Source organism: Sphingomonas sp. NIBR02145 (assembly GCF_027359115.1).
Classification (GTDB): Bacteria; Pseudomonadota; Alphaproteobacteria; order Sphingomonadales; family Sphingomonadaceae; genus Sphingomonas; species Sphingomonas kyeonggiensis_A.
Genome location: NZ_CP114791.1, coordinates 3,325,462 through 3,347,465, shown reverse-complemented (window position 1 = coordinate 3,347,465; position 22,004 = coordinate 3,325,462). Strand labels below are relative to the sequence as shown.

24 protein-coding genes and 1 riboswitch are annotated in these 22,004 nt (G+C 67.3%); of the genes, 17 read left to right on the top strand and 7 right to left on the bottom strand.

Annotation, left to right across the window (positions count from 1 at the left end; translation table 11 throughout):
* Window positions 1-91 precede the first annotated feature (91 nt).
* From crtY to O3305_RS15000, 5 genes are all read left to right on the top strand, one after another.
* Complete coding sequence (crtY, locus tag O3305_RS15020; protein WP_269573270.1) at window positions 92-1,255, top strand: lycopene beta-cyclase CrtY; 1,164 nt, start codon at window positions 92-94, stop codon at window positions 1,253-1,255.
* The gene (locus O3305_RS15015; protein WP_269573269.1) at window positions 1,252-2,730 is read left to right on the top strand and encodes a phytoene desaturase; all 1,479 of its coding nucleotides are present in this window, start codon (window positions 1,252-1,254) and stop codon (window positions 2,728-2,730) included. The genes crtY and O3305_RS15015 overlap by 4 nt, the downstream gene beginning before the upstream one ends.
* A 73-nt stretch (window positions 2,731-2,803) precedes the next feature.
* Complete coding sequence (locus O3305_RS15010; RefSeq protein WP_269573268.1) at window positions 2,804-3,385, top strand: LOG family protein; 582 nt, start codon at window positions 2,804-2,806, stop codon at window positions 3,383-3,385.
* Entirely contained in the window at window positions 3,382-4,332 is a 951-nt protein-coding gene (locus tag O3305_RS15005) for a phytoene/squalene synthase family protein (RefSeq protein ID WP_269573267.1), read from the top strand. Before O3305_RS15010 ends, O3305_RS15005 begins: the two co-directional genes overlap by 4 nt.
* Window positions 4,333-4,400: 68 nt before the next feature.
* Entirely contained in the window at window positions 4,401-4,955 is a 555-nt protein-coding gene (locus tag O3305_RS15000; protein ID WP_269573266.1) for a hypothetical protein, read from the top strand.
* On the opposite strand, the gene O3305_RS14995 is transcribed toward O3305_RS15000, so the two are convergent.
* Window positions 4,952-5,305 (bottom strand): hypothetical protein, encoded by a 354-nt coding sequence (locus O3305_RS14995; RefSeq protein WP_269573265.1) that lies wholly within the window; start codon window positions 5,303-5,305, stop codon window positions 4,952-4,954. The genes O3305_RS15000 and O3305_RS14995 overlap by 4 nt on opposite strands.
* Before the next feature lie 57 nt (window positions 5,306-5,362).
* Entirely contained in the window at window positions 5,363-5,602 is a 240-nt protein-coding gene (locus O3305_RS14990; protein WP_269573264.1) for a hypothetical protein, read from the bottom strand.
* Window positions 5,603-5,682: 80 nt separating this feature from the next.
* On the opposite strand from O3305_RS14990, the gene O3305_RS14985 reads away from it, so the two are divergent.
* Together O3305_RS14985 and O3305_RS14980 are read left to right on the top strand one after the other, a co-directional pair.
* A complete protein-coding gene (locus O3305_RS14985) occupies window positions 5,683-7,509 on the top strand; it encodes an ABCB family ABC transporter ATP-binding protein/permease (protein WP_269573263.1) in 1,827 nt (608 codons plus the stop codon).
* A gap of 8 nt (window positions 7,510-7,517) precedes the next feature.
* Window positions 7,518-8,435, top strand: a complete 918-nt coding sequence (locus O3305_RS14980) for an alpha/beta fold hydrolase (RefSeq protein WP_269573262.1) — start codon at window positions 7,518-7,520, stop codon at window positions 8,433-8,435.
* Here the strand turns inward: O3305_RS14980 and O3305_RS14975 are convergent.
* Both O3305_RS14975 and O3305_RS14970 read right to left on the bottom strand, forming a co-directional pair.
* Entirely contained in the window at window positions 8,432-9,895 is a 1,464-nt protein-coding gene (locus tag O3305_RS14975; RefSeq protein WP_269573261.1) for a helicase HerA domain-containing protein, read from the bottom strand. The two genes, O3305_RS14980 and O3305_RS14975, sit on opposite strands and share 4 nt — an antisense overlap.
* 173 nt (window positions 9,896-10,068) lie before the next feature.
* Complete coding sequence (locus tag O3305_RS14970) at window positions 10,069-11,439, bottom strand: glycoside hydrolase family 47 protein (protein WP_269573260.1); 1,371 nt, start codon at window positions 11,437-11,439, stop codon at window positions 10,069-10,071.
* 98 nt (window positions 11,440-11,537) lie between these two features.
* Between O3305_RS14970 and O3305_RS14965 the strand changes: the two genes are divergently transcribed.
* The 7 genes from O3305_RS14965 to O3305_RS14935 are packed head-to-tail and all read left to right on the top strand — an operon-like array spanning window position 11,538 to window position 17,648.
* Window positions 11,538-12,068, top strand: a complete 531-nt coding sequence (locus O3305_RS14965; protein ID WP_269573259.1) for a hypothetical protein — start codon at window positions 11,538-11,540, stop codon at window positions 12,066-12,068.
* A 38-nt stretch (window positions 12,069-12,106) separates the two neighbouring features.
* Window positions 12,107-13,876: a DNA helicase RecQ gene (gene recQ / locus O3305_RS14960; RefSeq protein WP_269573258.1), complete on the top strand. Its 1,770-nt coding sequence runs from the start codon at window positions 12,107-12,109 to the stop codon at window positions 13,874-13,876.
* Window positions 13,873-14,358 carry a hypothetical protein gene (locus O3305_RS14955; RefSeq protein ID WP_269573257.1) on the top strand — a complete coding sequence of 162 codons (486 nt, stop codon included), beginning with the start codon at window positions 13,873-13,875 and terminating at the stop codon, window positions 14,356-14,358. The genes recQ and O3305_RS14955 overlap by 4 nt, the downstream gene beginning before the upstream one ends.
* The gene (locus tag O3305_RS14950) at window positions 14,355-14,786 is read left to right on the top strand and encodes a protein tyrosine phosphatase family protein (RefSeq protein ID WP_269573256.1); all 432 of its coding nucleotides are present in this window, start codon (window positions 14,355-14,357) and stop codon (window positions 14,784-14,786) included. Before O3305_RS14955 ends, O3305_RS14950 begins: the two co-directional genes overlap by 4 nt.
* The gene (locus tag O3305_RS14945; RefSeq protein WP_269573255.1) at window positions 14,783-15,145 is read left to right on the top strand and encodes a hypothetical protein; all 363 of its coding nucleotides are present in this window, start codon (window positions 14,783-14,785) and stop codon (window positions 15,143-15,145) included. Before O3305_RS14950 ends, O3305_RS14945 begins: the two co-directional genes overlap by 4 nt.
* 20 nt (window positions 15,146-15,165) lie before the next feature.
* On the top strand, window positions 15,166-16,137 hold the full coding sequence (locus tag O3305_RS14940; RefSeq protein ID WP_269573254.1) for a sterol desaturase family protein: 972 nt from the start codon (window positions 15,166-15,168) through the stop codon (window positions 16,135-16,137).
* Window positions 16,071-17,648, top strand: coding sequence for a GMC family oxidoreductase (locus O3305_RS14935; protein ID WP_269573253.1), 1,578 nt, complete (start codon window positions 16,071-16,073; stop codon window positions 17,646-17,648). The genes O3305_RS14940 and O3305_RS14935 overlap by 67 nt, the downstream gene beginning before the upstream one ends.
* A 137-nt stretch (window positions 17,649-17,785) precedes the next feature.
* Here the strand turns inward: O3305_RS14935 and O3305_RS14930 are convergent, their stop codons facing one another.
* The 3 genes from O3305_RS14930 to O3305_RS14920 form a co-directional block, all read right to left on the bottom strand.
* Entirely contained in the window at window positions 17,786-19,204 is a 1,419-nt protein-coding gene (locus O3305_RS14930) for an ammonium transporter (protein WP_493113972.1), read from the bottom strand.
* A gap of 13 nt (window positions 19,205-19,217) precedes the next feature.
* The gene (locus tag O3305_RS14925) at window positions 19,218-19,556 is read right to left on the bottom strand and encodes a P-II family nitrogen regulator (RefSeq protein WP_086127851.1); all 339 of its coding nucleotides are present in this window, start codon (window positions 19,554-19,556) and stop codon (window positions 19,218-19,220) included.
* Between the two features lie 100 nt (window positions 19,557-19,656).
* Entirely contained in the window at window positions 19,657-19,809 is a 153-nt protein-coding gene (locus O3305_RS14920; RefSeq protein ID WP_269573252.1) for a hypothetical protein, read from the bottom strand.
* Here O3305_RS14920 and O3305_RS14915 point away from each other — a divergent pair.
* Genes O3305_RS14915 through O3305_RS14905 form a run of 3 tightly spaced genes read left to right on the top strand, consistent with a single transcriptional unit; the run spans window position 19,796 to window position 21,847 of the window.
* On the top strand, window positions 19,796-20,551 hold the full coding sequence (locus tag O3305_RS14915) for a sterol desaturase family protein (protein WP_269573251.1): 756 nt from the start codon (window positions 19,796-19,798) through the stop codon (window positions 20,549-20,551). The two genes, O3305_RS14920 and O3305_RS14915, sit on opposite strands and share 14 nt — an antisense overlap.
* Window positions 20,517-20,924 (top strand): DUF2141 domain-containing protein, encoded by a 408-nt coding sequence (locus tag O3305_RS14910; protein WP_269573250.1) that lies wholly within the window; start codon window positions 20,517-20,519, stop codon window positions 20,922-20,924. The genes O3305_RS14915 and O3305_RS14910 overlap by 35 nt, the downstream gene beginning before the upstream one ends.
* A 56-nt stretch (window positions 20,925-20,980) precedes the next feature.
* On the top strand, window positions 20,981-21,847 hold the full coding sequence (locus O3305_RS14905; RefSeq protein WP_269573249.1) for a MipA/OmpV family protein: 867 nt from the start codon (window positions 20,981-20,983) through the stop codon (window positions 21,845-21,847).
* Window positions 21,848-21,881: 34 nt separating this feature from the next.
* Window positions 21,882-21,991: riboswitch (TPP riboswitch) on the top strand.
* Window positions 21,992-22,004: the final 13 nt, after the last annotated feature.

The window sequence follows — 22,004 nt, the reverse complement described above, 5'->3', positions numbered from 1 at the left end:
GCGGTCGCTCCCACCACACCTGCCCCTTCCGTCTCGTGCGGGAGGGGCATTTTTGTTGGAATCGGGCGAATCGCTGGGTTAGGCCTGTGTCATGCCCGCAACGATCAACTGCGACGTGGCGATTGTCGGCGGGGGACTTGCCGGCGGCCTGATCGCGCTCGCGCTGCGCCGGCGGCGGCCCGATGTCGATGTCCGCATGGTCGAGGGCGGCAGCCGGATCGGGGGCAACCATCTCTGGTCCTTCTTCGCCAGCGATGTCGCGCCGGCCGATCGCTGGCTGACCGCGCCGCTGATCTGCCATGGCTGGCGCAGCTATGACGTCGCCTTTCCCGCGGTCTCGCGGACGCTGCGCACCGGCTATTATTCGATCGAATCGCGCCGGTTCGACCAGGTCGTCCGCGGCGATTTGCCTGAGCAGGCGGTGATGACCCGGCGCGACGTCGCCGAAGTCACGCCCACCGCCGTCCTCCTCGCCGATGGCGACCGGATCGAGGCGAAAGGGGTGATCGATTGCCGTGGCCCCGGCGATCTCTCGATGCTCCATTGCGGCTGGCAGAAATTCTACGGCCGCGAGCTGGAATTGCGCGGCGAGCATCATCTCGAGCGCCCGGTGGTGATGGACGCGACGGTCGAGCAGCTCGATGGCTATCGCTTCCTCTACGCCTTGCCCTTCTCGACTACCGGTGTCTTCGCCGAGGATACCTATTACAGCGACACGCCCGATCTCGATCCTGTGCTGCTCGGCAGCCGGCTTGATGCCTATGCGGAGGGGCGCGGCTGGAAGGTCGATCGTATCGTCCGGGAGGAAGGCGGCGTGCTGCCGGTGGTGATGGGCGGCAGTTTCGAGGCGTATTGGCGTGCCGGCGGAGACAAGGTCGCCAAGGCAGGCTCTCGCGCCGGTCTCTTCCATCCGCTGACCAGCTACAGCCTGCCCGATGCGGTGCGCACCGCCACGCTGGTCGCGGCGGCGAGTGATCTCGGTGGCGCCGCACTGCACAATCTTCTTCATGATTTCGCGCGATCGACATGGCGCCGCCGCCATTTCTACCGCATGCTGGCTGCCATGTTGTTCAAGGCCGCCGAACCCGAGGAGCGTTACCGCGTGCTGCAGCGCTTCTATCGTCTCGATCCCCAGCTGATCGGCCGCTTCTATGCCGGCCATTCGACCCTGCTCGACCGGCTGCGCATCGTCTCGGGCAAACCGCCGGTGCCGGTCGGCCGCGCGCTGTCGGCGATCCGGGAATCGTACCGGTGAAGCGCGCCGCGGTGGTGGGTGCCGGGCTCGGCGGGCTGGCCCTGGCGATCCGGCTGCAATCGGCGGGTGTCGAGACCGTGGTGCTGGAAGCGCGCGACAAGCCCGGTGGCCGCGCCTATTTCTGGGAGCGCGACGGCTTCACCTTCGATGCGGGCCCCACTGTCATCACCGCGCCGGAAGTGCTGGAGGAGCTCTGGCAGCTCTCCGGTCGCCGCATGGCCGATGACGTCAGGCTCATGCCGGTCACGCCCTTCTACCGGCTGTTCTGGCCCGATGGCACGCGCTTCGACTATTCCAACGACGATCATGCGCTTGCCGCCGAGATCGCCCGGCTCGAGCCGCAGGATGTCGCCGGCTATGGCCGTTTCCTCGAATATTCCGCCGGCGTGTACGAGGAAGGCTATGTGAAGCTCGGCCATGTCGCGTTCCAGGACTTCATGTCGATGGTCCGCGCCGCGCCCGCGCTCGCCAAATACGGCGCCTGGCGGTCGGTCTACGCCAAGGTCGCGAGCTTCATCCGCAACGAGAAGCTGCGCCAGGCATTTTCCTTCCACACGCTGCTCGTCGGCGGCAATCCGATGACTGCCAGCTCTATCTACGCGCTGATCCACCAGCTGGAGCGCAAGAGCGGGGTCTGGTGGGCCGAAGGCGGTACCAATCAGCTGGTCGCCGCGATGGTTCGCCATTTCGAACGGCTTGGCGGCACGATCCGGCTCGGCGATCCGGTCGCGCGAATCGAGACGCTCGGCGATCTCGTCACCGGGGTGCGGACGATGAGCGGCTATGAGCTGCAGGTCGATGCCGTGGCCTGCAACGCGGATGTGGTCCACAGCTATCGCGACCTGCTCAAGGGCTCGCGTTCCAGCCAGCGCGCGGCGCAGCGCCTGCAGCGCAAGCGCTTCTCGCCTTCGCTGTTCGTCGTCCATTTCGGGGTGCGCGGGACCTTTCCGGACATCCCGCACCACTCGATCCTGTTCGGCCCGCGCTACCAGGGGCTGCTCGAGGACATTTTCGAGCATGGCGTGCTGAGCGAGGACTTTTCGCTCTATCTCCATCATCCCAGCGCCAGCGATCCGGCGATGGCGCCGGAGGGGCATGCGACCTTCTACGCACTCGCTCCGGTGCCCCATCTCGGCAAGTTCCCGGCCAATTGGGACGAGATCGCCCCGATCCTCGAGGAGCGCATCCTCGCTGAGATCCAGCGTCGGCTGATCCCCGACCTCAAGGATCGGATCGTGACGAAGTTCAGCTACGCCCCGCCCGATTTCCGCGACGATCTCGGTGCGCATATGGGCTCGGCCTTCAGCCTCGAGCCGATCCTCACCCAGAGCGCCTGGTTCCGTACCCACAATCGCGACGATGCGATCCACAATCTCTTCTTCGTCGGCGCCGGCACCCATCCGGGCGCGGGCATCCCGGGCGTGGTCGGCAGCGCCAAGGCGACCGCGGCGCTGATGCTGGGGGACGGGAAGTGACTCTGATCGACTTGCCCCGAAGCGCGTTCTGGCCGAATGCGGGGCGATCCATGACTTTCGGAAAGACCAGAATATGAAGCGCGTCGCAGTCTATTGCGGTTCGGCCAGCCCGGCCGATCCCGTCTATATCGAGGCCGCGCGCCATGTCGGGCGCACGCTGGCGGAGCGCAACATCGGCATCGTCTATGGCGGCGGCAAGCTCGGCCTGATGGGCGCGGTGGCGGATTCGGCGCTGGAGGCGGGCGGTGAAGTGATCGGCGTGATCCCCGAGCTGCTGGTCAATGCCGAAGTCGCGCATCGCGGCTGCACCGAGCTGCACGTCGTCGCTACCATGCACGAGCGCAAGGCGCGCTTCACCGACATCGCCGACGGTTTCATCAACCTGCCCGGCGGCACCGGCACGATGGACGAGCTGTGGGAAGCGCTCAGCTGGGCGCAGCTCGGCTATCACACCGATCCGGTCGGCCTGCTCAACATCGCCGGCTATTATGACAAGCTCGTCGAGTTTTGGGAGCATATGGGCCAGGTCGGCTTCGTCCGCCCGCAGCACCAGAACATGCTGATCGTCGACAGCACGCTCGAAGGGCTGCTCGACAAGATGGTCGCGGCCAAGCCGGTCGAGACGATCGTGCAGATGCGACGCGGCGATCTGTGAGTTCCACGCTTCCTTCGCGTGCCGCGCTCGTCGCGACCGCGCAGGAATCGATCGCGCGCGGTTCGGGCAGCTTCTCGGCCGCCAGCCGGCTGTTCGACCGCAGGATGCGTGAGCGCGCCTGGCTGCTCTATGCCTGGTGCCGCGCCTGTGACGATCTTGCCGACGGCCAGGATCATGGCCACGGCGCCAGCGAAAGCGACAGGCAGGCGGGGCTCGCCCGCATCCGCCTGCTCACGCAAGCGGCGCTGGATGGGCAGTGGATCGGTGATCCGGCGTTCGACGCACTGCGCATCGTCGTGGCCGAGGCCGGCATCCCGCACCGTTTCGTCTGGGACCTGGTAGAGGGCTTCGCGCTCGACGCCGACGAGTGGCATCCCCGGCACGAGGTGGATCTCTATCGCTATTGCTATCATGTCGCGGGCTCGGTCGGCTGCATGATGGCGATCATCATGGGCGTGTCGCCCGCCGACGACGCGACACTTGATCGCGCCTGTGATCTCGGCATCGCCTTCCAGCTCGCCAATATCGCCCGCGATATCGAGGCGGACGACCGGATCGCGCGCTGCTATCTGCCCGATGACTGGCTGGTCGAGATGGATATCCCGCCCGGCCAGCACATGAAGCCGCCCTTCCGCCAGCGCCTTGCCGTGTTGGCCGGGCGGCTGGCGCGGGGAGCGGAGGACTATGCCGCGAGCGCCCGTGTCGGCACCCCGAAGCTCGGCTTTCGCTCGGCCTGGGCGGTGCTCGCCGCGACCGGCATCTATGGCGCGATTGCCGAGAAGGTTGCCGCACGCGGTGAACATGCATGGGATCACCGGGTCTCCACGTCGGGCTTCGAGAAGCTCGGCTGGATCGCCCGGTCCTGGTGGCAGGCGCTGCGCCGCCGGGATCTCTATCCCGCTGCACCGCGCGATCCCGATCTCTGGACCCGCCCGCGTCCCGATTGAACGCGGCCGCCGCCGGCTTGGTCGCGGGACGGAAGACGAACGCCCGCGGATGGGGGAACCCGCTCGCCATGCGTATCCTCCTTTTCCCGCTCGCTTGTCTGGCGCTTGTCGCTGCGCAGGATGCGCCCCAGGGTGCTTCCGAACTGGCCGGGCAATGGGATCAGACGTCCACGCGCACCCAGCTGGTGCGCGTGCCGGTGCTCCGCGATCGGCCGACTGCTTCGCTTGCCGGCCGCGGCATGGTCACCGGGCGGGGGCCGGTGACCAGCACCGTGCTGCGCGACGAGGAAGTGCCGATGCAGGTCCATTATATGGTCCGCCTGCGCATCCAGCCCGATGGCCGGTTCAAATGGACCACCGAGAAGCGCCGCACCGCTTCGCCGACCAATGACTGCGAGATCCGCGAAGGCACGCGCCGCGACGGCATGGCCGGCTATGCCGATGGCCGGCTGGTGCTGAAGAGCGAGTCCGTCCGGGCGCTCAGCCTCGATTGCGACGGCACGGGCGATGAGACGCGCGAAGCCGGGCGTGTCGACGTCTATGCGGTGCGCCGCCAGGGCAATATGCTGGTCCTCCAGTCCGCCGACGGAGAAGTCTGGCAGCTCCAGCGGGTCGGAGGCTAGGCCGGCCGCGCGATTCCGGAGACGATGGCGCCTGCGAGCAGCGGTGCCGCAACTGCTGCGAACTGCATCCAGAGCGGATGGGGCGCGATCAGGCTATGGATCAGCGCGAAGCCGATCGCCAGCAGCGCGACGATCCAGCCGCTTGCTGGGGTGCCGGCGATCCGCACCGCCGCCACGCCGCCTGCCAGCGCGCCGAGCGCCCAGCTGCCGACGGTGATCGTCTGCGGAGATGGGTTCATGCCGGGCATGAAATCCTCGGGGATCGCATAATGCATCCCGATCCAGCGCAGGCCCAGGATCACCCCAATCCCTACGGCAACTCCTACCACGACACCAAGCAGCTGCTTCATTCCGTTTCCCCCGGAACAGTTTCGCATCTGCAACATAAATGAAACGGGAAGGCGGTGCTAGCGGCCTTTGCCGTCCAGTTTCGGGGCGCCCTGGCGTGCCATTTCCGGCGTCTGGCGCTGGCAGGCGCCGGCGATTACCGGGTAATCGAGGTCGGTATTGCGGCGCAAAGCATCGGCCACCGCCTCCTGGCAACGCGCAAAGCTGGTGTAGCGCGCGGGCTCGATCCGCGCCTGCCGGCAGTCGAGATTGTCGTCGCTGCAACCCATGATCGCGAGCAGATAGAAGACCTGGTCCATCGCCGCCTCCTTCAAAGGTTAACAACGGCTCGCGCGTCCAACCGTTGCATCGCGGCGCCGAGCGCCCCAAATCACGCGTGATGGCTTCCAATTCCGATGCACCCGCCGGCGAGCGCCCGATGCTCGCCACGCTGCGGCGTTTCCTTCCCTATCTCTGGCCCAGGAACGCGGCCGGTCTGCGCGTGCGCATCGTCATCGCGCTCGGGCTCGTCGTCATCTCCAAGCTGGTCCAGGTCTATGGCGCGCCCTTCGCGCTGCAGGGGGCGATCGACCGGATGGCGGGCGGGTCACGCGACGCGGTTTGGCTCGTGGTGGCGCTGGTCACCGGCTATGCGCTCGCCCGTTTCGGCACGGTGCTGTTCGACAATCTCCGCAACGCGGTGTTCGAGAAGGTGGGGCAGGATGCCACGCGCCGCCTCGCTGCCGATGTGTTCCGGCATCTGCACCAGCTGAGTCTGCGCTTCCATCTCGAGCGGCGCACCGGCGCGATCACCAAGGTGGTCGAGCGCGGCACCAAGAGCATCGACACGATGCTCTATTTCCTCCTGTTCAACATCGCCCCGACGATCCTCGAACTCGCGCTCGTGGTCGGCATCTTCTGGACGCGCTACGGCGTGTGGCTGGTCGCGGGCACCATGGCGATGGTCGTGCTCTACATTGCCTTCACCCGCTGGGTGACCGATTGGCGCTCGAAGCTGCGCGAGAAGATGAACGATCTCGATACCGGCGCGGTCGCCCATGCCGTCGATTCGCTGCTCAACTTCGAGACGGTGAAGTATTTCAACGCCGAGGAGCGCGAGGCGCGGCGCTATGAGAATGCCGTCACCGCCTATGCCCGCGCGGCGACCACCAGCGAGAACAGTCTGGCCTGGCTCAATATCGGTCAGGCGCTGATCACCAACACCATGCTCGGCGCGGGCATGGCGCTGGTCGTCTTCGGCTGGTCCTCGGGCAAGTTCACCGCGGGCGACGTGGTGCTGGTCTCGACGCTGCTCAGCCAGCTCTTCCGCCCGCTCGACATGCTGGGCTGGGTCTATCGCACGATCCGCCAGGGTGTGATCGACATGGGATCGATGTTCGACCTGCTCGACAGCGCCGCCGAGGTGAAGGACGCGCCGAACGCGGTGCCGCTCGCCATCGCCAGCGGCCATGTCCGCTTCGAAGGCGTGCATTTCGGCTATGATCCGGACCGCGAGATACTGAAGGGCGTCGATCTCGACATTCCGGCCGGCGCCACCGTTGCGGTGGTCGGCCCCTCGGGCGCCGGCAAGTCGACGCTCGCACGGCTGATGTACCGCTTCTATGACGTCACCGGCGGCCGCATCACCATCGATGGGCAGGATATCCGCGACGTGACTCAGTCGTCGCTGCGCGGTTCGATCGGCATCGTCCCGCAGGACACGGTGCTGTTCAACGACACGATCGGCTACAACATCGCCTATGGCCGCGAGGGTGCGACTCCCGACGAAATCGCCGCCGCCGCGCGCGGTGCCGCGATCGCCGGCTTCATCCAGTCGCTGCCCGACGGTTTCGAGACGCGGGTCGGTGAACGCGGGCTCAAGCTTTCCGGCGGCGAGAAGCAGCGCGTCGCCATTGCACGCACGCTGGTGAAGAACCCGCCGATCCTGATCCTCGACGAAGCGACCAGCGCACTCGACAGCCGTACCGAGGCGGATATCCAGGCGACGCTCGAGGCGATCGAGCATGGCCGCACCACCATCGTCATCGCGCACCGGCTTTCCACGGTCGTACATGCCGACCGGATCATCGTGCTCGAGGCAGGCCGGGTGGCCGAGCAGGGCACGCATGCCCAGCTCTTGCGCAAAAACGGTCTCTATGCCGAAATGTGGGCGCGGCAGGCGCAGGAGCGTGAGGCCGAGGGCGGAGAGGAAGTCCCCGCCGAATAGGAGGGGCGATGATCTGGTTCCTGGTTGCGCTGGCGGTGGTGATCGCTGCGCTCGTTCTCTGGTCCGGCTATGTCGCGCGCGGGGTCGAGCGCTGGGTGCCGATGGACGGCCGCCAGGTCGAAGTGCCCGGCGTGCGCATGCATGTCGTCGAGATGGGCCCGGCCGATGCCCCGGTGATCGTGATGATCCACGGCATCATGAGCCAGCTGCGCGTCTTCACCTATGCGCTCGCCGGCCGCCTCGCCGCCGATCACCACGTCATCGTGATGGATCGTCCGGGCTGGGGCTATTCCACGCTCACCGGCCCGCGCCTCGACCTGAACGCACAGGCCGATGCCGTCGCCGCGGCGATCGCGAAGTTCGGGCTGGAAAAGCCCTTGCTGGTCGGTCATTCGATGGGCGGTGCGGTCAGCCTGGCGCTGGCGCTGCGCCATCCGCAGGCGGTGCGCGGCCTAGGCCTGATCGCCCCGCTCACCCAGCCAATCGATGAAGCACCCGCGCCGCTCAAGGGGCTGGTGATACCAGCGCCGCTTCGCCCGCTGATCGCCTGGACGATCGCGGTGCCGCTCTCAATGCGCACCGGCAAGGCCAAGACGACGGCCGTCTTCGCTCCCGATCCGCTGCCCGAGGATTTCCCGGTCAAGGCCGGCGGCGCGCTCGCCATCCGCCCGGCGAGCTTCCAGATGGGTTGTTTCGAGATCGATCATGCACCCGGGGCAATGCAGGTCCAGGCGCCGCGCTATGGCGAAATCGCGATTCCGGTCTCGATCCTTTACGGCCGGCAGGACGCGCTGCTCGATCCCGAGTTGCACGGCCGAAAGACCGCGTCGGATGTCCAGAACGGTACGGTCGCGCTGCTCGACGGCGGCCATATGCTCCCGGTGACGCATGTCGACGCAACCGAAGCCTGGCTGCGCGGGCTCTAGCTGCTGCCGATCTCCGCCGGCTGGGTGGTCCAGCCCAGTCGCGGGATGGTGATCGAGCGCTTGCCCGACAGGTCGGTGCGCGTCACGAACAGCTCCTTGCTCTCGATATATTGGAGCAGGCGGCGGACGCGGCCGAGCGAGCTGGTGCCATAGGTCGCCGCGATCTCCGTGTCGCTCGGGCACGGTGCGCCCTCGCGCGCGGCACGCGCCACCAGCAGGAACGGGCCGAGCATGTCGTCGGGCAGTGCCCGCGCCGCTTCGAGCGCCTGCGCCCAGTCGTCGTCGGGGTCGCCGTGAATGCCGGCCCGTGCCGCCGAGAGCCGGCGCACGAAGCTGGACAGATCGAGCGGCGGCCGCGCGAGGCCCACCATCCGGCAGCGGACCAGGAAGTCCTGGTACAGCACGGACGGCGAACGATAGGTGCTTTCCTCGTCGGCGGTGATGTCGCGCAGCACCTCGGCGATCTTCTGCGCCGCTTCCTCCGGATCGACGTCCGGGATTTCCTCGCGCGCCGGCGTCGAGCGGGCGAGCGCCTCGAGCAGGCGATCGCTGGCGAGCTGGGGCGGGGCGGAAGGAGTCGGGGGCGTCGGCGGCGTCCATTCGGGCTCGGCGGGCGCCAGCAGCAGGTCCTTGAGCTCGGCGGAGGGGGCCTCGGGCAGCGGAGTCAGCTTGGGGCTGCCGCTGCGCGCGCTGGTCTCGACCGGGCCGATCTGCACCGAGATCGGCCGGCGCGATACCGCGGGGCCAAGCGCCAGGAAATGCCCGCGGGCCAGGTCGCGGATCGCCTCGGCCTGGCGGCGCTCCATGCCGAGCAGGTCGGCGGCGCGCGCCATGTCGATATCGAGGAAGGTGCGCCCCATCAGGAAGTTCGACGCCTCGGCCGCGACGTTCTTGGCGAGCTTGGCGAGGCGCTGGGTGGCGATCACGCCGGCCAGGCCGCGCTTGCGCCCGCGGCACATCAGGTTGGTCATTGCGCTCAACGAGGCGCGGCGCACATCCTCGGCAACCTCGCCGCCGCCCGAAGGTGCGAACAGCTGAGCCTCATCGACCACCACCAACGCCGGGTACCAATGGTCGCGCGGGGCATCGAACATCGCGTTGAGGAATGCCGCGGCGCATTTCATCTGCCCCTCGGCCTCCAGCCCCTCCAGGCTGAGCACCACCGACGCCCGATGCTCGCGGATGCGGGTGGCGAAGCGGGCGATCTCGCGCTCGCTGTAATCGGCGGCCTCGATCGAGATATGGCCATATCGGTCACTCAGGGTGACGAAATCGCCCTCGGGATCGATGATCACCTGCTGGACATGGCCGGCGCTCTTCTCGAGCAGGCGGCGCAGCAGGTGCGATTTGCCAGACCCCGAATTGCCCTGGACGAGCAAGCGCGTCGCCAGCAGCTCCTCGAGATCCATGGCGACGGCATCACCCTTGCCGTCCTGCCCCATGTCCACGCGTACCGTCATCCCATCCGCTTTGGCGCATGGAGAGGGATGGGGGCAAGCGGCATCGGTGGAAAAGCTGTGAGCGATACGCCTGCGTCTCAATCGTCACCCCGGCCTTGAGCCGGGGTCCCGCTTCTGGCGGCGATATAGGGCAGCGGGACCCCGGGTCAGGCCCGGGATGACGAGGTAGAAGGTCAGCGCTTGAACCCCAGCAGCACATTCCCCTCGGTCGAGAGATAGTTCTTCCGGTAATCGAAGCGGCGGCAATCGGAGAAGATCAGCCAGTAATATTTCATCTGCTCTGACCACCAGTAGCCCGGGCAATGGTCCGCCTGCGCCTTGGTGGTGACATCCGCCATGGTCGCATAGCCGAACGCGGCCTTGTTCCACTGCTGCATCGCCCGGAAATGCCGGGCGACCAGCGCGCGCCATTCCTCCTTGCGGTCGAGCAGCCAGTGGTTGAACGCGGCATCGGCCAGTTCGGGGCGCAGCGCATTGGTCTTGGTGGTCGGCGTGCCCTTTTCGGCGTCATAGCCCTCGGGCAGGATGCCGAACTTCGCCTGCACCTTGTCCCAGCTGCGGGTATAGGCTTCGCCCGCCGCGGTATCGCCGCCCTGGGCGAGCAGCCCGCCATAGAAGGACGAAAGCTCGTCCTGCTCCCAGTTGATCCGCTTGCCGGTCTCGAAATCGACATCGACGAACCAGGTATCGCCGTTCAACTCGACCTTCTGGTTCTCCAGGATCGCCGCGGTGCAGCTCTTGTACATCACCAGGAACTCGCGGTCGCCGAACAGCTGCCAGCCGTCCCACAGATATTCGTAGTAGCTGTCCGAAGGCGGGCCGATCGTCGCGCGGCGGCTCTTCCACTCGCCGGTCATGCAGTCGAACGAATCCGGCATCAGCCCGATCTCCGATCGCCGACCGAACAGCGCGACCATCGCGCGCTTGGCCGCCTTGTGATAGCGCGGATCGCCGGTCAGCCGGCTCAGCGTGCCGAACTCGGTGATGCAGCTGCCCACTTCGGCCGGATTGGTGATGGGATCGCGCAGCGCACCCGTCTTCAGGTTGATGAAGCGGTGCGGCAGCCCGATCGGCGAATGATCGAAACTCGGCATCAGCCGGTCGGCCAGGTCCTTGGCCTTGGCGAGCAGCAGCTTGTCGCCGCTGGCGAGATGGGCCGATAGCAGCCCGCCGACCAGCCGGATGATCGTCTCGAACACCGAGACTTCGCCGTCCACGTCGAAATCGAGATTGGCGTGGATCCAGTCCACCCCGTCCTTGAACTCGGCGTCCAGCTCCATCAGCCAAAGCGTGTCGAGCGCCTCGATCAGGCTGAGCCCGACATGCGTCCCCTTGATCGAGAAGCTCTCGGACCCGCCCGAGACCGGCATGATCTGGTCCTTGCCCCAGGCTTTCTCGCGGTAGTTCCGCCAGGCCCAGCGCATGCTCTCGCGCACTTCGCCGGCCAGCGCGCGCCAGTCCTCCTTGGCCGTGGCGGGCAGGGGAAGCAGCGCGGCGGCGCCACCGGCGATCAGGCCGCGACGGCCGATGCGAAAGCTGGACATGGCGTCAGGCTAGCGCGCGCCCGTGCCGGTGCAAACCCTGCTTGCCGGTGCCTGGCGGCTGACGGATAGTTGCGCGGAAACAGGGGGAGGACAGTGCGATGCGCGGCACGTCATGGATATTGGGCACTGCAATGATGGTGGTGGCGAGCCCCGCCGCGGCGCAGGGCGTAAAGCTTGCGATCGGCGACGAAGTCACCTTCACGCTCGACAGCGGCAAGCCGGTCGCGCCCCGGAAGGCACCGGCGATACCCACCCGGTTCGAAACTGCGGTCGGCGCGCATTTCCTGGGGCTGGAGCCGCCCAAGGCGCCTGTCACCGAAGGCCAGGCATTTCCGGAAGATCTCGAACTGCCTGCCCCGCCGGTGCCGGATGCCGGCAAGATCCGTTTCCGTTTCCTGGGCGTAGCCGGCTCCGACCATGCGATGCTGGTCATCCATAACGGCTATGCTCAGGCGCTCGTCTATCGCGCCAGGATCACCGCCCGGGGCCAGGCCGCTCCCACCGATGTCTGTCTGGTGATGCCGGGCAAGCCGAGCATCGAGCATTGGCCCTATGCGATCAGCGCGATCGAAGTGAGCGACTTCACGCTGGTCCCTTGGAAGCCCGAGGACGGAGTTCCGTGCGAATAGCCTCGACTTTCCGGGCCCTCGCCCGCTAACCGGGCGCGATGGTCCCCACCGATACGCTCCGCCGGGTCTTCGGCTTCGACGCCTTTCGCGGCGTGCAGGAGCAGGTGGTCGCCCGCGTTCTCGCCGGCGAACGCACCCTGGCGGTGATGCCTACCGGTGCGGGCAAGTCGCTCACCTATCAGCTGCCCTCGGTGATGCTGGAGGGTACCTGCGTCGTCGTCAGTCCGCTGATCGCGCTGATGCACGACCAGCTGCGCGCCGCCGAAGCGGTGGGTATCCGCGCCGCCACGCTGACCAGCGTCGACGAGAACCGCGCCGAGACGATCGAGCGGTTCCGCGCGGGCGAGCTCGACCTGCTCTATGTCGCGCCGGAGCGCGCCTCGAACGAGTATTTCCGCAACCTGCTCACCCAGGCCAAGCTCAGCCTGTTCGCGATCGACGAGGCGCATTGCGTCTCCGAATGGGGGCATGATTTCCGTCCCGATTACCGGCTGCTGCGCCCGCTGCTCGATCGCTTCCCGGAGGTGCCGCGTCTCGCGCTAACCGCGACCGCCGATGCGCATACCCGCGCCGATATCCTCGAGCAGCTCGGGCTGCCGCAGGACGGGCTGATCGTCGCCGGCTTCGACCGGCCGAACATCCGCTATGCGATCGCCCCGCGCGAGAACACCACGCGGCAGGTGATCGACCTGATCGCCGAGACGCCCGGCCCCGGCATCGTCTATGCCCAGACGCGCGCCGGGGTGGAGAAGCTCGCCGAGAAGCTCGCCGCCGAGACCGGCCGCCCGGTGCTGCCCTATCATGCCGGGCTCGATCCCGATGTTCGCCGTCGCAACCAGGCGGCGTTCGTGGCGAGCGAGGACATGGTGGTGGTCGCCACCGTCGCCTTTGGCATGGGCATCGACAAGCCGGACGTGCGCTTCGTCGCCCATGCCGGCCTGCCCAAGTCGATCGAGGCCTATTACCAGGAAACCGGCCGTGCCGGCCGCGATGGCGATCCGGCGGTGGCGCATCTCTTCTGGGGTGCCGATGATTTCGCCCGCGCCCGCCAGCGCATCGGCGAAGTCGAGCCCTCGCGCCAGGCCGGTGAGCGGGCGCGGCTGACGTCGCTCGGCGCACTGGTCGAGACCGCAACCTGCCGTCGCCGCATCCTGCTGCGCCATTTCGGCGAGGAGCCGCAGGAGAGCTGCGGCAATTGCGACAATTGCCTGAGCCCGCCCGCCGCGATCGACGCGACGGTGACCGCGCAGAAATTCCTCTCGGCGGTGTTCCGCACCGGCATGATGTTCGGGGTGGGCTATATCGAGAGCATATTGCTCGGCCAGTCGAGCGATCGCAGCATCTCCAACGGGCATGAGAGCCTGTCGGTGTTCGGTATCGTCGATGGCGAGGAAGCCGCGCTGATCAAGCCCGTCGCCCGCGCGCTGCTGCTGCGCGATGCCCTGCGCGCCAATGACCATGGCGGGCTCGAGTTCGGGCCCGAGGCCAAGGCGATTCTCAAGGGCGGCGCGACGGTCTCGTTCGTGCTGCCCCCGAAGCGCGAGCGCCGCCGGCGCGGTGGCAGCCGGGCGGGCGGGGACAATCCGGTCGGCAACCCGCTGTTCGAGGCGCTGCGCGCCAAGCGCCGCGAGATCGCGCAGGAAACCGGGCTGCCGCCCTATGTCATCTTCCACGATTCGGTGCTGCGCGACATGGCGCTGCTCCGCCCGGAGAGCATTGCCGCGATGGGCAACATCTCGGGCGTTGGCGCGCGCAAGCTCGACGCTTATGGTGATGCTTTCCTGCAAGTGATCCGCGAGGCTGCGTGAGACTCCTCTTCGCCCTTCCGCTGTTGCTCGCCGCCTGTGCGCCCGCCGTGCCGGTCGCGACACCCGCGCCTGCGGTTTCGAGCATCGCGATGGACCGCAACAGCTGGGGCCGCCCGGTCTCGCACTGGACGATCGATGCGGCGGGGAAGGGCAGCTACACCGTGCCCGAGCCCGACGTGTTCAAAGCCGAGCGGCTGGTGACGCGCGGCTTTTCGGCCGGCCCCGAGGGTTTCGCCGAAATCCGCCGCCTGCTCGCAATCGGCGAGGTGCATGCCGGCCGCGAGCTGGTCTGCGGCGCGCGGATCACCGATCAATATTATGGCACCGTCCGCTGGGGCGATGTGCGCCTGACCTATGACATGGGCTGCCAGGACAAGGCGACCGAGGAAGTGCTCAAGGGCATCACCGCCGCCGAGCGCAAGGTCGCTGCCTGGGCCGCCAACCAACCGATCCTCGAAACACAGAAGGTGGAACGCCAATGAACCTGCGCCGCGTCGACGAGAGCATCTCCGTCGCCCCCCAGATCGCCGCCGAGGACATCCCCCTGCTGGCCGAGCAGGGCTTCAGCTTCGTGGTGAACAACCGCCCCGACGAGGAAGAGATGGGCCAGCCCGAGGGCGAGGCGATCCGCGCCGCGGCCGAGGCCGCCGGGCTCGGCTATGCCGCGATCCCCGTGACCCATGCCGGCTTCTCGTCCGCCCAGGTCGAGGCGATGGCGGCGGCGCTGGCGGAGGCCAGGGGCCCGGTGCTCGCCTATTGCAGGTCGGGCACGCGCTCCTGCAATCTCTGGGCGCTGGCCGAGGCTTCGCGCGGCGGCGACCCCGTGGAGATCACCGACAAGGCTGCCCAGGCCGGCTATGACATCTCGGGCATCCGCCCGCTGCTCGACCAGCTCTCGGGCAGGGCGTGAACCAGCTTTACGTCTCCCTGGGCTCGATCGGCGCCATCCTGGTGATGACGCTGGTGGCCTGGGCGCTGGGGCTCGGTCGTGGCGCCGCGATCGCCAGCGCCGAGGAAGCGCGGGAGACGGCGGAGGGGATGATCTCCGGCTTCGACGCCGGAGAGGCACTGCTCGGCAGCGACGGCAGGGCCGCGCTCGTCCATGGCAAGGCCGGCGACGTCGCGCTTCTGAAAATGCACGGCGCGCGTGTTGCGGCGCGGCATCTGCGGCTCCCGCTCACCAGCCAGGCGACCCCCGATGGCCTCCGTGTCGACAGCGGCGACAAGCGCTTCGGGGTCGTGCTGCTGCGCGGCGTGACAGGTTACTGACAACAGGGTAAGCAAGCGCCATGCTGGTGCCCCATCTCCCCGATCCGGTGACCTATGCCATTCCCGGCTTCGTCATCCTGATCCTGGCGGAGATGGTCATTGCCCGCATTCGCGATCGCCGCCGCTTCTGCCCCAGGGATACGCTGACCAGCCTCGCGCTCGGCTTCGGCAGCACCGTCGCTGGGCTGCTCACCACCGGCCTCGTCTATGCGCTGGCGATGTGGCTATACCAGTTCCGCCTCTTCACCATCGGCTTCGCCTGGTACTGGTTCGTCCTCGCCTTCGTGCTCGACGACCTGGCCTATTACGCCTTCCACCGCGCCGCCCACCGGGTGCGCTGGTTCTGGGCGAGCCATGTCATCCACCATTCGAGCCAGCATTATAACCTGACCACGGCGCTGCGGCAGACCTGGACCGGGTTCATCAGCGTGAGCTTCGCTTTCCGGCTGCCGCTGTTCCTGATCGGCTTCCACCCGGCGATGATCTTCTTCTGTGCCGGCATCAATCTGATCTACCAGTTCTGGATCCACACCGAGATGGTCGGTCGGATGCCGCGCTGGTTCGAGGCGGTGATGAACACGCCGTCGCACCACCGCGTCCACCACGCGACCAACCCGCGCTATCTCGACAAGAACTATGCCGGCGTCTTCATCATCTGGGACCGCATGTTCGGCACCTTTGTCGAGGAGCGCGCAGACGACCGGCCGCGTTACGGGATCGTCAAGGACCTGGGCAGCTTCAACGTCCTCTGGGCCGCCTTCCACGAATGGATCGGCATCGCCAAGGACGTGTGGGCGGCTCCGGACTGGAAGTCCCGAATTGGCTATATGATCGCGCCGCCGGGCTGGAGCCACGATGGCAGCCGCGATACATCCGAGACCATAAAGGCGCGCTGGGAGGCGCGGGAGCAGCTACGGGGGGATTCGTGGAAGCAGCCGATATCGTCGTCATCGGTGGGGGATCCGGCGGGAGCGCCGTCGCGGGCCGCCTGAGCGAAGGCGGCAAGTACAGCGTCGCGGTGCTCGAGGCGGGTGGCCGCAACACCAGCATCAAGACCCGCATGCCCGGGATGATGCCGTTCCAGCGCCCCGGCGCCAACTGGGCGTTCGAGACGGTGCCGCAGCGCGGGCTCAACGGCCGGCGCGGCTACCAGCCGCGCGGGCGCGGCCTTGGCGGCTCGAGCGCGATCAACGCGATGCTCTATGTCCGCGGCCACCATAGGGACTATGATGAGTGGCGCGGCCTCGGCTGCCCCGGCTGGGGCTGGGACGACATGCTGCCCTGGTTCAAAAAGGCCGAGCACAATGTCCGCGGCGCCAGCGACTATCATGGCGACAAGGGTCCGCTCTGGGTCAGCGACCAGCTCTGGGCGCACCCGGGCTCCGAGGCGTTCATCGACGCGTGCGGCGAGCTCCAGATCCCGCGCAATGACGATTTCAACGGCGCCGGGCAATCGGGCGCCGGCCTGTTCCAGGTCACGCAAAGGAATGGCGAGCGCTGGACCGCCGCGCGCGCCTATCTCGATCGCCGCGACAATCTCGAGATCATCACCGATGCGATGGTCGAACGCGTGCTGTTCGAGGAAGGCCGTGTCTGGGGCGTCGCCTATCAGCGTGACGGCCAGGCTCGCGAGATCCGCGCCCGCCGCGCCGTGGTCCTCGCTGCCGGTGCCTTCCAGACGCCGCAGCTGCTGATGCTCTCCGGCATCGGCCCGGGCGAGCATCTGCGTGAGACGGGCCTGTCGGTGCGGATCGATCGCCCCGCGGTCGGCGGCAACCTCCAGGATCATGTCGACTATGTCGCCGCCTTCGAGACCGAGGGCAGCTTCTTCCTCGGCCGCTCGGCGGCGGGCACGCTCAAGTCGCTCGGCTCGATCGGCCGCTGGATGGTCAGCCGCAAGGGGCGGATGACCACCCCCTATGCCGAGGCCGGCGCGTTCCTGCGCAGCGATCCGGCGCTGGAGCGGCCCGATCTCCAGCTCCATTTCCTGATCGCCATCGTTGAGGATCATGGCCGCACCGCCGTGCCCGGGCACGGCTTCAGCTGCCATGCCTGCGTGCTGCGGCCGGAAAGCCGGGGCACCGTCCGGCTCCAGTCGCTCGATCCCCGCGCCGCGCCGCTGATCGATCCGGACTTCCTGGGCGATCCGCGCGACCTGGAGCTGCTCAAAAAGGGCACGCGGGCGATGTACCGCGTGCTCGAGGCACCACAGCTTGCGCAGTATCGCGGCCGCGATCGCTATCCGATCGATCTCGACGACGATGCCGCGCTCGAGCGGCTGATCCGCGCGCGCGCCGACACGATCTACCATCCGGTCGGCACCGCGCGCATGGGCTCGGACGAAGGCGCGGTGGTCACCCCACGGCTCAAGGTCCGCGGGGTCGAGGGGCTCTATATCGCCGACGCCTCGATCATGCCCCGGCTGGTCGGCGGCAACACCAATGCCCCCAGCATCGTGATCGGCGAGCGCTGCGCCCAGTTCATCAAGGAAGATCTGGCCTGATCCGCTCCCGGAGGCGGGAGAGGGAACTCCGAACATAAAAAAAGGGCCGATGGTCGAAACCACCGGCCCAGTCGTCCGCAGGAGGAACCTCGGTTGGGCGCCGCGCTAAGGAGAGGTGTGCGCGGCGCCCGATCTCGTCAGTAGTTGTAGGCGCGCTCGCCGTGCGCGTTGATGTCGAGACCTTCCATCTCGACTTCGACGCTCGGGCGGATGCCGATCGTGTACTTCAGCGCCAGGAACAGGACCGCCGACACGCCGCCCGAGAGCAGCAGCGTCACGCCCACGCCCGTCGCCTGGGTGACCAGCTGCGACGCCATGTCGTACTTGCCGGCAACCGCCGGGATCACGGTGAAGTCGATCCAGCCCTGGCCGCCCAGCGCCGGGTCGGCGACGACGGCCGTGCCGATCGCGCCGATGATGCCGCCGATGCAGTGCACGCCGAACACGTCGAGCGTGTCGTCATAGCCCAGCGCGTTCTTCACCGTGGTGACGAAGAAGAAGCAGCCGATCGAAGCGACGATGCCGAGCACCACCGACGTCATCGGGGCGGCGAAGCCGGCGGCCGGGGTGATCGCGACCAGGCCGGCGACCACGCCCGAGGCCGCGCCGAGCAGCGAAGGCTTGCCGTGCACCACCTGCTCGATGATCGCCCAGGCGGCACCCGCGGCGGCGGTGGCCACCATGGTGTTGATGAAGGCGAGCGAAGCGAACTTGTTGGCTTCGAGGTTGGAGCCGGCGTTGAAGCCGAACCAGCCCACCCAGAGCAGCGAGGCGCCGATCATGGTCATGGTCAGCGAGTGCGGCGCCATCGGCTCCTGCTTGTAGCCGGTGCGCTTGCCGATCACGAGGCAGCCGACCAGGCCGGCGATACCGGCGTTGATGTGCACCACGGTGCCGCCCGCGAAGTCGAGCGCGCCCTTGCCCCACAGGAAGCCATGGTCGTCGGGCAGGCCGGCGGTGAAGTCCGGACCCGGCCAGTACCAGACCATATGGGCCATCGGGTAATAGACGAGGATCGACCAGATCACGACGAAGAGGATCAGCGGCGTGAACTTCACGCGCTCGGCAAAGGCGCCGACGATCAGCGCTGGGGTGATCATCGCGAAGGTCATCTGGAAGACGACGAAGGTCGTCTCGGGCAGATAGACGCCGTTCGAGAAGGTCGCGGCGAAGGTGTTGGCGTCAACGCCCTGCATCAGCGCCTTGGAGAAGCCGCCGACGAACAGGTTGAGCGCGCCGCCATTGGTGAAGGCCATCGAATAGCCGATGGTTACCCAGAGCAGGCCGGCGACGCAGACGATGGTGAGCACCTGCATCAGCACCGAGAGCATGTTCTTGGTGCGGACCAGGCCGCCATAGAAGAGCGCGAGGCCGGGTACCGACATCATCAGCACCAGCGCGGCCGAGACGAGCATCCAGGAGACGTCGCCCTTGTTGACCATCGCGTCGGTCGGCACGACCGGCGCTGCGGCGGCAGGCGCCTGCGCGAGGGCAGGCATCGCGGCGAACAGGGCGCCGAGCCCCGCTCCCGCGGCAATCTTCATCGCAAGTTTCATCTGGACCCCCATCTTACAGCGCCGTCTCGTCGGTTTCGCCCGTGCGGATGCGCACGGCCTGGCCGACATCGAGGACGAAAATCTTGCCATCGCCGATCGCGCCGGTGCTGGCGGCGGCCTGGATCGCTTCCACGGCGCGGTCGGCCAGATCGGCTCCCACCACGACCTCGATCTTGATCTTGGGCACCATGTTGGTGCTGTATTCCGCGCCGCGATAGATTTCGGTCTGGCCCTTCTGGCGGCCGAAACCCTTCACTTCCGACACGGTCATCCCCGCGACCCCGACACCCGTGAGCGCCTCGCGGACCTCGTCCAGCTTGAACGGTTTTATGATGGCGATGATGAGCTTCATGTCGCCCCCTCGTTGGCGGTTATCCCGAGGGGGTTCGTCGCAAACAGCGTGCCAAGCGCAAGAATCCCACGATTCCGTGGGGTTTGGGCGCAATCAAATATTACCCATGGGTAAATTTTTGTGCAGATGCGAAGGTCTGCTCAAAAAACGGGCAGGATTCGTTACGCATCCGAAGCTGTGCTGCACAATTAATTCGCCCCCGCGCGCCTTCGGCCGGAAAATGCGGTAAGCCCTTGCCCATGATGCTTGCCATCGCCCTCTCCGCGCTCGCGATGACGCTGATCGTCGGCGTGCGCTATCTGCTGGCGAGCGGCGGCTTCGCCCTGGCGACGCGGGTGAAGCATCCCGGCCTCTATACCGGGCTCGACCGGCAGATCCGCCGCGAGATCGGCTGGAGCCTTGCCAGCGCCGCCATCTACGGCGTGCCCGCCGGTGTGGTCGCTTGGGGCTGGCAGAATCATGGCTGGACGCGGATCTACACCGATGTCCACGCCTTCCCGCTCTGGTACCTGCCGGTCTCGGTGCTGCTCTATCTGCTGGCGCACGATGCCTGGTTCTACTGGACGCATCGCTGGATGCACCGCCCGGCGCTGTTCCGCCGGATGCATGCGGTCCATCATGCCAGCCGGCCGCCCACCGCCTGGGCCGCGATGAGCTTTCATCCCTGGGAAGCGGTCACCGGTGCGGTGGTGATCCCGGCGCTGGTGTTCCTGATCCCGATCCATGTCGGCGCGCTCGGCCTGGTACTGACGATCATGACTGTGATGGGCGTCACCAATCACATGGGCTGGGAGATCTGGCCCCGCTTCGTCTGGCAGGGGCCGCTCGGAACCTGGCTGATCACCGCCAGCCATCACCAGCGTCACCACGAACATTATGGGTGCAATTTTGGACTGTATTTCCGCCACTGGGACCGGCTTTGCGGCACCGACAAGGGCCTTGGGGATTTCGATCGCGGCCATGCTGCTGCTCGGCGCCGGATCGCCCGCGGTTGAGACCGGCGGTCCGCTCGAGATCGAGATGACCGGACTGCGCTCGGCCAAGGGCGTCGTGCGGCTCTGCCTCGTCCAGGATCCGGGCGACTTTCCCGATTGCCGCGACGGCAGGGGCGCGCTCAAGCGCACGCTCCCGGCCGCCAATCCGCGCATCCGGCTCGAGGGCCTGCCGGTCGGTGACTATGCGATTGCCGTGATCCATGATGCCAATGGCAATTCGAAGCTCGATACGATGCTCGGCATTCCGCGCGAGGGTTTCGGCTTCTCGCGCAACCCCGCGATCCGTTTCGGCCCGCCCCGCTACAAGGATGCGCGCTTCACCCTGGGCGCTGATGCACAGCGGCAACAGGTTCGAATTCGCTATCTGTTATAGGAACTTGGGCGCTCCGGGCGGCGTTCTCGCGCCTGCAACATGACAGAGGGTGCCCCATGATCCGACTTTGCGGTGCGCTTGCCGCCTCGTTCCTCGCCATTGCCCCGGCCTGCGCGCAGGACCAGGCCGCGCCGCAATCGGCCGAAGTGGCCGAGGCCGCCAGCGAAGGCGCCGCGCGGCTTACCCTGGGCGTCGGCGCGGCCTATTTCCCGGACTATGAAGGCTCCAGCCACAATCGCTGGACGCCGATCCCGGTCGCCAACGGCACGGTGGCGGGGATGAGCTTCACCCTGGTCGGCAACCGCGCCCAGCTCGACGTGATCCCGAACGGCACCGGCCCTGGCTGGGATATCCAGCTCGGGCCCGTCGCGGTCTACAACATGAACCGCTCCAACCGCGATTCCATCCGCGATCCCCGCGTCCGCGCGCTCGGCGAAGTCGATTCCGCGCTCGAGGTCGGCGGCTATTTCGGCATCGGCCGCACCGGGCTGATCACCAGCGATTTCGACAAGCTCTCGGTCACGATCTCCTATCGCCGCGACGTCACCCGGGTGCACAAGGCCGGCATCTGGAACCCGGTGGTCACCTATTCGACGCCGCTCAGCACCAAGGCGATGGTCAGCCTCTCCGCCTCGGCGGAGATCGTCGAGGATCGCTATGCCCGCACCTATTTCGGCGTCACCCCGGCGCAGAGCATCGCCAGCGGGCTCCCCATCTTCCGCCCCGAGGGCGGGCAGAAGGACATCACCTTTGGCGGCTATTTCGCCTATGCGCTCACCGGCAACCTCACCAAGGGCCTGTCGCTGGTCGCCGGCGGTACCTATCGCAAGCTGGTCAATGATTTCGCCGACAGCCCGCTGGTCAGCATCGCCGGCGACCGCAACCAGTGGACCGGCGCGGCGGGGCTGGCGCTCACCTTCTGAGTGCTGGACCTCGCTTCCCCAAGCGCCTAAGACACGGCCATCCCCGGGGGACCGCTTCGTCGCGGTTGAGAGGGAGGCCGCAGCCTCCGACCCGCTGAACCTGATCCGGTTGAGACCGGCGTAGGGAGGGAGCGGCCGCCACCATACGACCGTCCTC